The sequence below is a fragment of the Bacillus clarus genome (genome assembly GCF_000746925.1).
Lineage (GTDB): Bacteria > Bacillota > Bacilli > Bacillales > Bacillaceae_G > Bacillus_A > Bacillus_A clarus.
On the sequence record NZ_JMQC01000009.1, the window covers coordinates 267,769 to 285,443 of the forward strand.

The 17,675-nt window shown below is 36.7% G+C and carries 1 protein-coding gene and 3 pseudogenes; all 4 read left to right on the forward strand.

Translation table 11 applies throughout. The annotated features are described in order from the left end of the window. Positions 1–142 precede the first annotated feature (142 nt). Positions 143–829 (forward strand): annotated as a pseudogene (locus DJ93_RS35060) (condensation domain-containing protein); the annotation flags it as partial. 12 nt (positions 830–841) lie between these two features. Further along, positions 842–5,417, forward strand: a pseudogene (locus DJ93_RS34935) (amino acid adenylation domain-containing protein); the annotation flags it as partial. An 81-nt stretch (positions 5,418–5,498) separates the two neighbouring features. After that, positions 5,499–8,582, forward strand: a pseudogene (locus DJ93_RS27925) (amino acid adenylation domain-containing protein); the annotation flags it as partial. Positions 8,583–9,065: 483 nt separating this feature from the next. Further along, positions 9,066–17,528 carry a non-ribosomal peptide synthetase gene (locus DJ93_RS27930; protein WP_052109740.1) on the forward strand — a complete coding sequence of 2,821 codons (8,463 nt, stop codon included), beginning with the start codon at positions 9,066–9,068 and terminating at the stop codon, positions 17,526–17,528. The last annotated feature ends 147 nt before the right edge of the window (positions 17,529–17,675 follow it).

Sequence of the window (17,675 nt, forward strand, 5' to 3'; positions counted from 1 at the left end):
CCAAATTAAAGAGTGTGTAAATATATAGCACACTCTTTAATTGAAATTGATGTTAGTTTCAAGAATGTAAGTATTAATATGTGAATTTGTATATAGTGTATAACAGATTTAACATATACTATTAAAGTCTGGGGTGCTATAAATGTCAGAATTTAAACAACAAGAATTATTCTGGGAAAAATTATTCAGTGTTGAAGATAGTCTCACTGCATTCCCTTATTATAGCCATACAAAAAAAAGATTAAGTGAGAGTACGGATTATAATCAGAAGTTTATCGATAGTACTTTATCATCTGATGTATCAAAAAGAATTATGAACATGTCTAATCGATCTCATATGGCGATATATATGATTTTATTAGCTGGAGTTGAATGCTTATTACATAAATATACCTATGAGCAAGATATGATTTTAGGAGTTCCAACAATTGAGTTAGACAAAGATCAAATTTATTCTAGTAAATTTTTAATATTAAAAAACAATATAACTCCTAAAAATTCATTTAAATCTTTGTTTAATCAAATCAAGTTATCTTTAAGCGAAAGTATTGAACACCAAGGGTTACCTTTTAGAAAAATGGTTCAAAATCTGAATTTACAATATGATTCAAACAATTTACCTGTTATAAATACTATGGTTTCGTTACAGGAAATTCATTCTTTTAATTATAATGATTCGGTAGTATCAGATACTATATTTCACTTTGAATTGGGAGAAGAAGATTCAATAAATTTAAAACTAGCATACAATGAAAATTATTATGATAAAGATTATATAGTTCAATTAATAGAGAATTTAAATTATATCTTTTCTGTTATTTTATTCCAACCAGAACTTGAAATAGACCAATTTGAATCTGTAGCAGAAATTAAGAAGAATAAACTTTTATTTGAATTTAATGATACCACTGTTGAATATCCACATGAAAAGACAGTATATCAACTGTTTGAAGAACAAGTAGAACGTACACCGGATCATCTTGCAGTTGTATTCGAGGATCAGCAGTTCACGTACCGTGAGCTGAATGAACGAGCGAATCAGCTGGCGCGAACGCTAAGGAAAGAAGGCGTACAGGCGGATCAATTAGTCGGAATTATTGCTAAACATAGTTTGGAGATGGTCGTAGGTATTCTAGCTGTTAGTAAGGCAGGAGGGGCTTACGTACCAATTGATCCACAATATCCGGAAGAACGTATCCAATATGTGTTGGAGGATTCGAAAGCACGTATTGTATTAGTGCATGGTGATGTACATCCGCCACTTTCTTATGACGGAGTCATTATTTCGCTGAGTGAGTCACAATCCTACGATAAACAAACGACAAATCTAGAACCAATAAGTCATGGTAAAGATCTGGCATATGTGATTTATACATCGGGCTCGACAGGTAATCCGAAGGGCGTGTTAATTGAGCATCAAGGTTTAACCAATTATATTTGGTGGGCACGTGAGGTGTATGTACAAGGGAAGAAAACGAATTTCCCGTTATATTCATCGATTTCTTTCGATTTAACTGTAACGTCCGTTTTTACACCGTTGATAACAGGAAATACGATTGTAGTTTATGACGGTGAGGATAAGGCATCTTTAATTCCAACGATTATGCAGGATTCACGAGTGGATATTATTAAATTGACTCCAGCTCATTTGCATATCTTAAAAGAAATGAATCTAGCAGAACACACTACTGTGAAAAAGATGATTGTTGGAGGAGAAAATCTAAGCGCCAAATTAGCGCGGGACGTTAGTGAGCAATCAGATGGTCGCATTTCCATTTATAACGAATATGGTCCAACTGAAACGGTTGTAGGGTGTATGATTTATCACTATGACCCAGTAGAAGATAGAAGAGAATATGTTCCGATTGGAAAACCAGCCGCAAATACGAGCATTTATTTGTTGAAATCCAAAATTGAATTTGGTACCGACAGGTGTGCAAGGAGAGTTGTATATCGCTGGTGATGGTGTGGCTAGAGGATATCTAAATCAACCAGGATTAACGGCGGAAAAATTCGTAGAAAATCCTTTTAGCCCAGGAGAGCGGATGTATAGAACAGGGGACTTGGCAAAATGGTTACCAGATGGAAATATTGAGTATATTGGCAGAATCGACGATCAAGTGAAAATTCGAGGATACCGAATTGAATTGGGTGAGGTTGAGTCGGTTCTTCAGAAAGTGGAGTTAGTTCGAGAAGCAGTTGTGGTTGCGCGAGAAAATGAAGATGGATTAAAACAATTGTGCGCATACTTTGTCGGAGATGAAAGCCTAACAGTGGGACAACTTCGAGAGGCGATGTCACAAGAATTACCAGAGTATATGATTCCATCTTACTTTGTACAGCTGGAGCAAATGCCATTAACACAAAATGGTAAGATTGATCGTAAAGCATTACCTGTATTAGAAGGAAACTTACAAACAGGTACGGAGTATGTTGCGCCGCAAACCCCGGTAGAAGAAATACTAGTTTCAATTTGGCAAACGGTACTTGGTGTTCCGCAAATTGGAGTATTAGATAATTTCTTTGATCTAGGGGGCGATTCAATTAAGTCCATCCAAGTCTCCTCGAGACTGTATCAAGCTGGTTATCGAGTAGATATGAAAGATTTATTTAAATATTCGACTGTAGCGTCTTTAAGTCCGCATGTGGAGAAAATAACGCGAGTTGCTGAACAAGGGGAAGTAACAGGAGAGGCTACGTTAACACCAATTCAGCATTGGTTTTTTGACCGTGAGGTGACAGCTCCGCATCACTTTAACCAAGCGTTTATGTTATATCGGAAACAAAGGTTTGATGTGTTAGCTCTTCGTAAGACGATGCAAAAAATTGCTGAGCATCATGATGCGCTGCGGATGGTCTTCCGTCAAACAGAACAAGGGCATGAGGCATGGAACCGAGGAATAGAGGAAGAAGAATTATTCAACTTAGAAGTGATGGATTTCATAGGAAATGGGAATCCGGATTCAGCGATTGAAGAGACTGTAAATACGATGCAAAGTAGCATTGATTTAAGTGAAGGACCGTTAATGAAACTAGGCTTGTTCCAGTGTGAAGAAGGCGATCATTTATTGATGGTCATCCATCATTTAGTAGTAGACGGCGTTTCTTGGCGAATACTGCTGGAAGATATTGAGGCAGGGTACGAACAAGCGGTAAACGGAGAGGATATTCAGTTACCACAAAAAACAGATTCTTTCCAATTATGGGCAGAACAATTATCTCTTTACGCGAACAGTCTAGAGATGGAGAAAGAGCGCGAATATTGGAATGAGATTGAACAAATCCCAACGGGATTGCTGCCGAAAGATACGGAACAAGATTGTGGTTTGATAAAGGATAGTGAAGTCATCACGGTCCAATGGACAGCTGCTGAAACGGAGCAGTTATTAAAACAAACAAACCGGGCATATAACACTGAAATCAATGATTTATTGTTAACAGCTTTAGGAATGGCAATTCATCAATGGACAGGAATGGAAAAAATTTCTGTAAATCTGGAAGGGCATGGGCGAGAATCTATTCTTTCTAATCTTGATATCACTCGTACAGTAGGCTGGTTTACGAGTCAATATCCAGTAGTCCTACCGATTGAAGCAGCGAGCGGTATCTCTCACCAAATCAAGAATATTAAAGAAGGATTACGACAGATTCCAAATAAAGGGATTGGATATGGTCTTTTAAAATATCTATCTGAAAATCAAGAAAAGCTGACATTTACACTGAAGCCAGAGATTAGCTTCAACTATCTGGGGCAGTTTGATCAAGATTTGGAGAATACTGCGATGCAGCCGTCTTCGTATTCAAGTGGTGAATCTGAAAGTAAGCAACATGTAAGGTCATATGTACTGGATATCAATGGCATGATATCGGCTGGAAGATTAGCATTAGAAATCAATTATAGTGGTAAACAATACCGAAGAGAAACGATAGAACAATTGGCGAATGGGCTGCAAGCGCGTTTGCAGGAAGTCATTGAACATTGCGTAAAGAAAGAGCGAGCGGAGCTCACACCAAGTGATATTATTTTCAAAGGAATGACAATCGAAGCATTAGATCGTGTTGTGCAGGAAACCAAGCACATAGGTGAAATTGAAAATGTGTATCCGTTAACTCCAATGCAGAAAGGTATGTTATTTCATAGCTTGATGAATCCGCAATCGGGAGCTTATTTTGAACAAGCAACGTTTGATGTGCAGGGTAGTATGAATCTAAAGGCGTTCGCTCAAAGTTTAGAACAGTTGGTGCAAAGACATGCCATATTCCGAACTAACTTTGTGAGTGCAGGGAATGATGAGCCGTTACAAATCGTATACCGAAATAGAAAAGTTGATTTTCATTATGAAGATCTTCAGGAAATGGAAGAGTCATCACGTGAAGAGTGGATGAAGAGGTATACGACTGAAGATAAAGAAAGAGGATTTAATCTTGCTGAAGAGGCATTAATGCGTATGACAATCTTACGCACCGAGGAGCAAACGTACCGTGTTATTTGGAGTTTCCACCATATCTTAATGGATGGTTGGTGTATCCCACTGGTGACACAGGAAATCTTCGAAATATATTATGCTATTCAGGAACAAAGGGAACCTAAATTATCCATAGTAACGCCGTATAGTGACTATATTGAATGGTTAGAAGCACAAGATCAAGAAGAGGCATCTAAATATTGGAATGATTATTTAGAAGGGTATGAAGGGCAAACAATATTGCCAAAAGTTACTTCTTCTAATGAGAATGAAAACTATATTTCGGGTAATTTAGTTTGGAACCTCGGCAAAGAATTGACAGAGCAACTGAAACAGGTAGCGAATAGTAATCAAGTTACTTTGAATACGTTAATGCAGACAGCATGGGGCGTATTGTTGCAGAGATATAATAACAGTACTGATGTCGTATTTGGGAGTGTAGTCTCCGGAAGACCATCGGAAATATTGGGTGTAGAAAATATCATTGGATTATTTATTAATACGATTCCTGTGCGTATTCATGGTGATGCGGAAGATTCCTTTGTAGAAGTGATGAAAAAGAATCAGAAGCAGGCGGTAGCCTCACATGCATACGATACGCATCCGTTGTATGAAATACAGGCACAAACGGAACAAAAGCAGGACTTGATTACACATATTATGGTGTTTGAAAACTATCCTTTAGAACAACAATTGGAGCATAGCGAAAATCGTAGTGAAACAGATTTAATAATAGAAAATGTGAGTATGATTGAACAAACGAATTATGATTTTAACGTTACTGTGATTCCTGGAGAAGAGATTCAGATGCAATTCCAATATAATGCCCATATATATGACGATGCGAGTATCGAGCGAATGAGGAATCACTTGATTCAAATCATCAAGCAAGTTGTAAATAACCCACAAACTTGTATACACAAACTAGAATTAGTAACAGCGGAAGAGAAAATGCAGATTCTCGAAATGTTCAATGATACAGCGGCTGAATATCCACGTGAGAAGACTATCCATCAACTGTTCGAAGAACAGGTGGAGCGTACACCAGATCATGTTGCGGTTGTATTCGAAAATCAGCAATTGACGTATCGTGAGCTCAATGCACGAGCAAATCAGTTGGCACGAACGTTAAGAAATGAAGGAGTACAAGAAGATCAGTTAGTTGGAGTTATGGTAGAGCGTTCGATAGAACTGATTGTCGGTATACTTGGAATATTAAAAGCAGGTGGTGCTTATGTGCCGCTCGACCCAGAATATCCAGAAGAGCGTATTCAATATATACTGGAAGATGCTGGGGTTAAGGTGTTGTTATTACAGCAACATTTACAAGGACATGTATTTTTCAAAGGGAAAAATATTAATTTGGATGATATTTCTTTATATGATAAAGACGATTCAAATTTAGAAACATCAACTAGACCTAGTGGCTTAGCATTTGTAATTTATACCTCAGGATCTACTGGAAAACCAAAAGGAGTGTTGGTAGAACATCATTCTGTTTTAAATTTCCTTCAAACCTTAGAGGTAAGAACTTTATTAGATGACAAGGATATAGTATTACAAAAATCAACTATTTCAAGTGATGCTTCTATATGGGAACTTTTTTGGGGGATGATGAAGGGTGCACGTTTATATCTATTAGAACCTGGTGGAGAAAAAGATCCTGCTACATTGGTAAGGGCTGTACAAAATTACAAAGTGACACATCTTGAGTTTGTTCCATCTATGTTGCAAGCATTTGTAGAATACGTTGAGAATTTTTCCAATGTTGAAACTTTAGCTTCTTTGAGATATGTATCAGTCGGGGGAGAAAAGCTGTCGGCTCATTTGGCAGACAAATTCCATAAAGTACTTACTGTTCCGAACGGTACGTTACTTCATAATACCTATGGACCAACAGAAGCTACAGTGGAAGTTACAAGTTTTGTTTGTTCAGAAGCAGGAAAATATGAAAATATCCCTATTGGGAAGCCTAATTTAAATACTCAGATGTACATTTTGAATGACAAACTACAAATACAGCCAATTGGAGTTGCTGGGGAACTATACACTGGCGGAGTAGGAGTTGCTAGAGGATATTTAAATCGGCCGGAGCTGACAGAGGAAAGATTCGTAGAAAATCCTTTTATCTCAGGAGAGCGCATGTATAGAACAGGTGACTTGGCAAGATGGTTACCGGATGGAAATATTGAGTATATTGGTAGAATCGACCATCAAGTTAAAATTCGGGGATACCGAGTTGAATTGGGTGAGGTTGAGTCGGCGCTTCAGAAAGTGGAATTGGTTCGAGAGGCAATTGTTGTTGCACGAGAGAGTACGGATGGATTGATACAATTGTGCGCATATTTCGTCGGAGATGAAAGCTTAACAGTGGAACAACTTCGAGAAGCGATGGCACAAGAATTACCAGACTATATGATTCCATCATATTTTGTACAGCTCATGCAAATGCCATTAACACCAAATGGCAAGATCAATCGTAAAGCATTGCCTGAGCCAGAAGGGAATTTACAAACAGGTATAGAGTATGTTGCACCTCGTACAAGGATAGAAGAACAGTTGATTGAGATATGGAAAGAGGTTCTATTCAATGAACATATTGGGATTAAACACAACTTCTTTGATATTGGTGGGCATTCATTAAGAGCGACTACACTCGTATCTAAGATTCATAAACAGATGAACATCAATGTTATGGTAAGAGATGTTTTCCGATATCAGACAGTTGAACAAATGGCTGAATTTATTACTGGTAGTGAGGGACAGACTTACTTGTCTATTCCAGTGACACCAACAAGAACGTATTATCCAGTCTCTTCGACACAAAAGCGTATGTACATTTTGAGTCAATTAGAAGGTGGAGAGTTAAGTTACAATATGCCGGGTGTAATGATTGTGGAAGGAGAACTTGATTCTGCTCGTGTAGAAGAAGCATTCCGAAACTTAATTCAACGTCATGAGTCATTACGGACAAGTTTTGAGATGATTCAGGGAGAACCCGTGCAGCACATACATTCTGAAGTGATGTTTTCTCTCGAAAAGATACAAGCTGAAAAAGAGGAGATAGATACACATATCGATCGTTTCGTACGTCCATTTAATTTGCAAGAGGCACCGTTATTGCGAGTTGGATTAATTGAAATTCGTAAGGATTACCATGTGTTGTTGTTTGATATACATCATATTATTTCTGATGGTGTCTCAACAAATCTTATCATCGAGGAATTTATTCAGTTGTATGAAGGTGAGTCACAGCCACCGCTTCGAATCCAGTACAAGGATTACGCAGTTTGGCAACAAAGTGAAATGCAAAGTGAACGAATGAGAAAACAGGAAGCGTATTGGCTGAATATGTTTGAGGGGGAAATTCCAGAGTTAGAGCTACCAATCGATTATGAGAGACCATCGGTACGAAGCTACGAGGGGGACATAGTAGAATTTACAATTGACAAACAAATTAGCGACGGATTAAAAGAGATAGAAAAACAAACAGGAGCGACATTGTATATGGTTTTATTAGCGGCATATACAACACTATTAGCAAAATATAGTGGTCAAGAGGATATTATTGTAGGGACTCCTATCGCAGGAAGAACGCATGCTGATTTAGAGCCAATCATTGGAATGTTTGTTAATACGTTAGCGATACGAAATTATCCAGTGGGAGACAAAACGTTCTATACGTATGTTCAAGAAGTGAAAGAAACAATGTTAAATGCGTATGAGAACCAGGAGTATCCTTTTGAAGAGCTGGTTCAAAAAGTAAATATAAAAAGAGATAAGAGCCGTAACCCACTATTTGATACAATGTTTGTTTTACAAAATACCGAAGAAACAGAGCTTCAAATAGAAAATTTAGTATTTAAACCTTATGTTCGAGATCATACGATAGCTAAGTTTGATTTAGCGTTGTATGTCAGCCTTGATGGCGAACAACTTAAATGCAATTTTGAATTTTGTAAAAAAATATTTAAAGATAAAACAATTCATAGATTATCACAAGATTTATTACTTTTATTATCTAAAGTCTCTGATCATCCACATATGAAATTGATAGATATTAATTTAAATCAGGTTGATGAAGACTCTTTAGGACTAATCGAATTTTCATTTTAAGGTGAGTTATTCTTAACTAATTCTCAAAATTATTATGTTAAATATATCTATTAAATTGTGATTTCTATGAGGGGAAATAGTGAGTTGATTAATAACTTATAACTAATAGATGAAGATTTCGTTAGGGACATTTTTGTTTAAGGTTAGGTGCATTAAAGTACTGTCCATGCTATTTGGAAAATGAATGGTAATTCCCATTGGGATAGAGGGTCTTTATCAGTGCTATGCGGTCCACCAGGGTGGATCGCATGACTGTTGGATCTAGTGTAGAGTGGAAGAATTAATGTTTCTATTAACTACAACAACATGATGTTTAAGCCTTATAGATTAGAGTGTATGAAAATGCATTCTTCTATTGCTATAAAATGAAATAACTACAATTGCATATTTGTTCAATTCGATATTTTTATGTCTATTGTTAATTTTAATTGAAGTTGATAAATGTCCACTTATGAATTCATATTTTAAAGCGAGGTTTTTTAAATGAATGTATTTGAAAAAGAGGAAATTTTCTGGCGGAAACGATTTGATTCTGAAGATAGAATTACTGCTCTACCTTATAGTAAAAAAGAAAAAAATTATATGAGTGTAGGTAATACAGATTATTTGGATTCTGTTTCTATAACATTGCCTTCCAAAATTTCGAAAAGAGTTATTTCTATGGCTAAAGGCTCTGATATGGCAGCATTTTTAATTCTATTATCTGGGGTTAATTGTCTTCTATATAAGTATACAAAGGAAAAAACTACAATTTTAGGAATTCCGACAATTGAAGCTCACAAAGAAATGTTTCCGTTTATAGATGAATTATTACCAGTGAAAGTGGCCATACATAATGAAAGTACATTTAAATCGATATTAAAAGAAGTAAATCTATCTGTGAATGAATCTATTAAACATCAGAATATATCATTTAGAAAAATGATTACTTCTTTGAATGTTGAACATGATATGAATAGTAAACCTGTTGTTAATACTGTAGTTGCTTTACAGGAAATTCATAAATCTATTACTTTTAATGATATTGTAGCATCTGATAGTTTATTCAATTTTAATTTGGAAAATGGTTTAGTGAATTTGAATTTATTCTATAACAAAAATTTATACGATAAAAATTTTATTGATAACATGCTTAAACATTTCATACACATTTTTTCTATTGTACTAGAACAGCCTGAGCTTCAATTAAATAAATTAGAATTAGTATCTGATACAGAAAAAGAACAAATTTTAGTTGATTTTAATGATGTTACTGCGGATTATCCGCGTGAGAAGACCATTCATCAATTATTTGAAGAACAGGTGGAGCGTACGCCGAATCACATTGCTGCTGTATTCGAAGATAAAAAGCTAACATATTTTGAGCTAAATGAACGAGCAAATCAGTTAGCGCGTACGTTAAGAGCTGAAGGTATTAAAGCAAATCAGTTAATTGGCATTATGGTAGAACGTTCTGTAGAAATGATTGTAGGAATGCTAGGGATATTAAAAGCAGGTGGTGCTTATGTGCCGATTGACCCAGAATATCCAGAAGAGCGTATCCAATATATGCTGGAGGATTCGGGTACAAAAGTTTTATTATTACAGAGCCATTTACAAGACCGAGTATCTTTTAAACATAAAATTATCATGTTAGATGATTCAGCGACTTATCTTGAAGAGGGCTCTAACTTAGAGTCAGTAGTAAAACCGAATGACCTAGCTTATGTAATTTATACTTCTGGTACAACTGGTAAACCCAAGGGTACTTTAATTGAGCATAAAAATGTTGTTCGTTTATTGTTTAACGATCAAAATCTGTTTGATTTTGATGCGAATGATACCTGGATGTTATTTCATTCGTTTTGTTTTGATTTCTCGGTATGGGAAATGTATGGGGCATTGCTTTACGGTGGGAAATTAGTGGTCGTACCTTCATTAATAGCTAAAAATCCTGGGCAATTCCGACAACTGATTCTATCTCAAGGCGTAACGATATTAAATCAAACGCCAACGTATTTTTATCAAGTGTTACAAGAAGAGATGCAGCATGACTTAAAAGAATTAAAATTAAGAAAAGTCATTTTTGGTGGAGAGGCGCTCAGCCCATCGTTATTGAAGGGCTGGAAGGAAAAATATCCGACAACCCAACTGATTAATATGTATGGTATTACTGAAACGACAGTGCATGTAACCTATAAAGAAATTACAGAAGTTGAGATTGAGGAAGGGAAAAGTAATATTGGGAAACCAATCCCTACGTTACAAGCCTATATTCTAGATGAGTATCAAAGAATTCAACCCATTGGTATCCCAGGAGAATTATATGTAGCTGGAGATGGATTGGCTAGAGGTTACTTGAACCGACCAGAATTAACAGCGGAAAAATTCGTCGAGAATCCTTTTATCCCAGGAGAACGGATGTATAGAACGGGTGACTTGGCAAAATGGCTACCTGATGGAAATATTGAATATATAGGACGAATCGATCATCAGGTGAAAATTCGTGGATACCGAATTGAAATTGGGGAAGTCGAATTACAGCTCTTAAAAGTACCTTCTGTCAATGAGGCTATTGTAATTGTTCGAGAAGATGAAGTTGGACAGAAACACCTTTGTGCGTACTTTGTAGCGGAAAATCAGTTAACGGTAAGTAATCTAAGAGATATATTCTCTCAAGAATTACCTGCGTATATGATCCCATCTTACTTTGTACAGTTGGCACAAATGCCATTAACATCAAATGGTAAAATTGATCGTAAAGCGTTGCCTGCGCCAGAACAAAATTTACAAACAGGTACAGAGTATGTTGCGCCACAAACCCCGGTAGAAGAAATACTAGTTTCGATTTGGCAAACGGTACTTGGTGTTCCGCAAATTGGAGTCTTGGATAATTTCTTTGATTTGGGAGGCGATTCAATTAAATCTATCCAAGTCTCCTCGAGATTGTATCAAGCTGGTTATCGAGTAGATATGAAAAACTTATTCAAATATTCGACTGTAGCGTCTTTAAGCCCATATGTGGAGAAAATAACGCGAGTTGCTGAACAAGGGGAAGTAACAGGTGAGGCTAAGTTAACACCAATTCAGCATTGGCTTTTCGACCGTGAGGTGGCAGCTCCGCATCACTTTAATCAAGCGTTCATGTTATACCGGAAACAAGGATTTGATGTATCAGCTCTTCGTAAAACGATGCAAAAAATTACTGAGCATCATGATGCGTTGCGGATGGTCTTCCGTCAAACCGAACGAGGGTATGAGGCATGGAATAGAGGAATAGAGGAAGAATTATTCAGTCTGGAAGTGATGGATCTCACAGGAAATAGCAATCCGGCTTCAGCAATCGAAGAGGCTACAAATACGATGCAAAGAAGCATTGATTTAAGTGAAGGACCGTTAATGAAACTAGGCTTGTTCCAATGTGAAGAAGGCGATCATTTGTTGATGGTTATCCATCATTTAGTAGTGGATGGTGTTTCTTGGCGAATATTGCTGGAAGATATTGAGGCAGGATACGAACAAGTGGTGAGTGGAGAGGTTATTCAGCTACCACAAAAAACAGATTCTTTCCAATTATGGGCGGAAAGATTATCCCTTTATGCGAACAGTCCAGAGATGGAGAAAGAGTGCGAATATTGGAATGAAATCGAACAAATCCCAACGGGATTGTTGCCGAAAGATGAGGAACAAGATTGTGGTTTGATAAAGGATAGTGAAGTCATCACGGTCCAATGGACAGCCTCTGAAACGGAGCAGTTATTAAAACAAACAAACCGGGCATATAACACTGAAATCAATGATTTATTGTTAACAGCTTTAGGAATGGCAATCCATCAATGGACAGGAATGGAAAACATTGTAGTGAATTTAGAGGGACATGGACGAGAATCCATTCTTTCTGATCTCGATATCACTCGTACAGTAGGCTGGTTTACGAGTCAGTATCCAGTAGTCTTACCGATTGAGGCAGGGCGCGATATCTCTCATCGAATCAAGAATATTAAAGAAGGATTACGCCACATTCCGAATAAAGGGATTGGATATGGTCTTTTAAAATATCTATCTGAAAATCAAGAAAAGCAGACATTTACATTGAAGCCAGAGATTAGCTTCAACTATCTGGGTCAGTTTGACCAAGATTTAGAGAATACTGCGATGCAGCCGTCCCCTTATTCAAGTGGTGAAACTGAAAGTAAGCATCATGCAAGATTATATGTGCTTGACATTAATGGCATGATATCCGGTGGAAGATTAGCATTAGAAATCGAGTATAGCGGTAAACAATATAAGAGAGAAACAATAGAACAGTTGGCAAAATGCCTGCAAGCGAGTCTACAGGAAGTCATTGAACATTGTGTAACGAAAGAGCGAACGGAGCTCACACCAAGTGATATCACATTCAAAGGGATGACGATTGAAGGATTAGAGCGCGTCGTACAGGAAACCAAGCACATAGGCGAAATCGAAAATGTGTATCCGTTAACTCCAATGCAGAATGGTATGTTATTTCATAGCTTGTTAAACTCACAATCGGAAGCTTATTTTGAACAAGCAACGTTTGATGTACAGGGAAGTCTGAATATAAAGGCATTCGTTCAAAGTTTAGAGCAATTGGCGCAAAGACATGCCATATTCCGAACTAACTTTGTGAGTGCAGGGAATGATGAGCCGTTACAAATCGTATACCGAAATAGAAAAGTTGATTTTCATTATGAAGATCTTCAGGAAATGGAAGAGTCATCACGTGAAGAGTGGATGAAGAAGTATACGACTGAAGATAAAGAAAGAGGATTTAATCTTGCTGAAGATGCATTAATGCGTATGACAATTTTACGCACTGAGGAGCAAACATACCATGTTATTTGGAGTTTCCATCATATCCTAATGGATGGTTGGTGCATGCCACTGGTGACACAGGAAATCTTCGAAATTTACTATGCAATTCAGCAACAAAGAGAACCTGAATTGTCTGTGGTAACGCCATATAGTGACTATATTGAATGGTTAGAAGCACAAGATCAAGAAGAGGCATCTAAATATTGGAATGATTATTTAGGTGGGTATGAAGGGCAAACGCAGTTGCCAAAAGTTACTTCTTCTGTGAGAGATGAAAGATATATTTTGAAACACTTAACCTACGATCTTGATAAAGAATTGACGGAAAGACTAAAACAGGTAGCTAGTGAAAATCAGGTTACTATCAATACTTTGATGCAGACAGTATGGGGGATGTTATTACAAAAATACAATCGTAGTCAGGATGTTGTATTTGGAAGTGTTGTATCAGGAAGACCAGCTGATATACCAGGTATAGAAAATATGATTGGTTTATTCATTAACACAATTCCTGTGCGTATTCGTTGTGATGCGAAAGAATCTTTTGTAGACGTAATGAAAAAGAATCAGAAGCAGGCGGTAGCCTCACATGCATATGATACGCATCCATTGTATGAAATACAGGCACAAACGGAACAAAAGCAGGACTTGATCACACATATTATGGTATTTGAAAACTACCCAGTGGAACAACAAATGGAACATGGAGAAAGTCATAGTGAAACAGAATTAACAATAACGAATGTAACCATGACTGAACAAACGAATTATGATTTTAATGTTATGGTAATTCCTGGGGAAGAGATTCAGATGCAGTTCCAATATAATGCCCATATATATGATGATGCGAGTATCGAGCGAATGAGGAATCATTTGATTCAAATTATGCAACAAGTTGTAAATAACCCACAGATTGATATACATGAACTGGAATTAGCAACAGCGGAAGAGAAAATGCAGATTCTCGAAGTGTTCAATGATACAGCGGCTGAATATCCACGTGAGAAGACTATTCATCAATTGTTCGAAGAACAGGTGGAGCGTACACCAGATCATATTGCGGCGGTATTCGAAGGTCAGCAATTGACGTATCGTGAGCTGAATGCACGAGCAAATCAGTTGGCACGAACATTAAGAAATGCAGGAGTAAAGGAAGATCAGTTAGTTGGAATTATGGTAGAACGTTCATTAGAAATGATTGTCGGGATACTTGGAATATTAAAAGCAGGTGGCGCTTATGTGCCGGTTGACCCAGAATATCCAGAAGAGCGTATCCAATATATATTGGAGGATTCGGGAGCTACTATATTATTAATGCAAGGCCAATTTCAAGAACGTACATCTTTCGTAGGGAAGATAGTATTGCTGGACGATGAGGAATCTTATCATAAAGAAGGAACAAACTTGAAATCGGAAGTAGGCCCTAATGGATTGGCTTATGTGATTTATACTTCTGGCACAACAGGAAATCCAAAAGGCGTTATGATAGAGCACCAAGCACTTGTCAACCGAATTCACTGGATGCAAAAAAGATATCCTATCGGAGAAACAGACACCATTTTACAAAAAACGCCATACAGTTTTGACGTATCTGTTTGGGAATTGTTCTGGTGGGGAGCGCAAGGGGCTAAAGTCGTATTTCTTGCTCCGGGTAATGAGAAAGACCCAGAATTAATTATTAAAGCAATTGAGGAAAATCATGTTACGACCATGCATTTTGTACCTTCTATGCTATCTGTTTTTCTAGATTATGTGCAGAATGTTGAGGAAGTGAATTGCACGCAAAGTTTGCGTCAAGTATTTGCTAGTGGTGAAGCACTCCAAGTGCAACATGTAAAACGATTTAACAAGTTACTGGGTATGCATAATGAGACGAGACTAATCAATTTATATGGACCGACTGAAGCAACGATTGACGTTTCATACTTCGATTGTCCATTGGAAGAAACTTTAGAACAGATACCAATTGGTAAACCAATTGACAATATTCAACTGTATGTGGTTGATACTAAAGGTCATTTACAACCAATTGGGGTACCAGGAGAGTTGTGTATTGCAGGAGTTGGATTGGCAAGAGGTTATCTTAACCGCTCTCAATTAACGGCAGAGAAATTTGTAAATAATCCATTTGATTTAGGGAAAAAAATGTATAGAACAGGAGACTTAGCTCGTCTGTTACCAGATGGAAATATTGAATATCTAGGCCGGGTTGATCATCAGGTGAAAATTCGGGGTTATCGAATTGAACTTGGTGAGATAGAATCACAATTATTGAAGATAGACGCAGTTCAAGAAACAATTGTAATCGCACTTGAAGATGAAAGTGGACAAAAGAGTTTGTGTGCGTATTTTGTAGCAGATAAAGAGATTGATACAGAAAGTTTAAGAGAAATCCTATCTGATGAGCTACCTAAGTATATGATTCCCTCTTACTTTATACAGCTTATGCAAATGCCATTAACACCAAATGGGAAGATTAATCGCAAGGCATTACCTGCTGTCGAGGAAAGCAAGTTAACGAACAATAAATATGTCAAACCTCGAACAGAAATAGAAGAGCATTTAGTTGATATATGGAAGAGCATTCTTGGAGATCTTAAAATTGGGATAAAAGATAATTTCTTTGATGTAGGCGGGCATTCTTTAAGGGCAACAACTCTGGTATCTAAAATCCGTAAAGAGATGAAGGCTGATGTAAAACTTAGAGAAGTGTTCCAATATCCGACGATTGAACAAATGGCTAAATTAATCACAGGCCGAAAACAGCATGCATATGTATCCATTCCGAAAACTTTAGAGAAAGGATACTATCCAGTTTCATCTGCGCAAAAGCGGATGTACATTTTGAGTCAATATGAAGGTGGCGAGCTCAGCTATAACATGCCAGGTGTTTTGAAGATAGAAGGAGCACTTGATCATGTACGATTAGAAGAAGTTTTCCAACAGTTAATTCAGCGTCACGAATCACTGCGTACAAGCTTTAAAATGATTCATGGAGAACCAATGCAAGAAATACATCCTAAGGTGGAATTTCAAGTTGAACTTGTACAAGCAAAGGAAAAAGAAGAAGAAGAATATATTTATGATTTTGTGCGTGAGTTTGATCTGCAACAAGCACCGTTGCTTAGAGTAAGGTTAATTGAACTGAGAAATAATCATCATATACTGTTATTTGATATGCATCATATCATTTCTGATGGAGTATCTATGAACATTTTAATGAGAGAATTTGTACAGTTATATGATGGAGAACAACTACTTCCTCTTCAAATACAATATAAGGATTACGCAGCTTGGCAGCAAAATATGATACATCAAGAGCAGATGAAAAAACAGGAAAGTTATTGGCTAGATATATTTAACGGAGAAATTCCAGAATTGGAGTTGCCGACGGATTATGAAAGACCTTCTGTACGAAGCTACGAAGGGGATGTGTTTGAGTTTGTTATCGATAAGCAAAGCATTCAAGGATTAAGTGAAATTGAAGCACAAACGGGAGCTACAATTTACATGATAATGCTAGCGTCCTATACCATTTTATTATCGAAGTATAGTGGACAAGAAGACATTATTGTGGGGACACCAATCGCAGGCAGAACTCACGCTGATTTAGAATCAGTGATAGGGATGTTTGTTAATACGTTAGCAATACGAAATTATCCAAGTGGAGAGAAGTCATTTGATTCTTATTTACATGAAGTGAAGGAAACGATGTTAAATGCGTATGAGAATCAAGAGTATCCATTTGAAGAATTGATACAGAAATTAAATATTAAAAAAGATGTAAACCGTAATCCATTGTTTGATACATTATTTGTTTTACAAAATGAAGAAAATACGAATATTAAAAGTGACCTTTTAACATTTAAGCCTTATGATATTCAAAATCAAACGATAGCTAAGTTTGATTTAACACTGTATATACGTTTTACTGATGATAAATTGATTGGTAGTTTTGAATACTGTACGAAATTATTTAAAAAATCTATGATTGAAATTTTAGCAAAAGATTTCTCAGCGATTTTATCTACAGTTTCTCAAGATTTTCGTATTCAATTAGACAATATTAAGTTAAATGAAGAAGAAGTAAAAAATGAAACTGAATTAGATTCAATTGAACTAACCTTCTAGTATTTCTTTTAATTAAAGAGCGTGTTTTTTATTACACGCTCTTTAATTAAAGTTAACTATAATGTTTTGAATAATGTGTGAATTCGAATTTAAAGTATATATTCTGCAAGTGTCTATCTATATTTTATAAAAATTGGGGTGCCTATA

Coding starts and splice junctions, on each gene's coding strand:
- DJ93_RS27930 (WP_052109740.1), top strand. CDS start 9,066: ATGAATGTATTTGAAAAAGAGGAAATTTTCTGGCGGAAACGATTTGAT.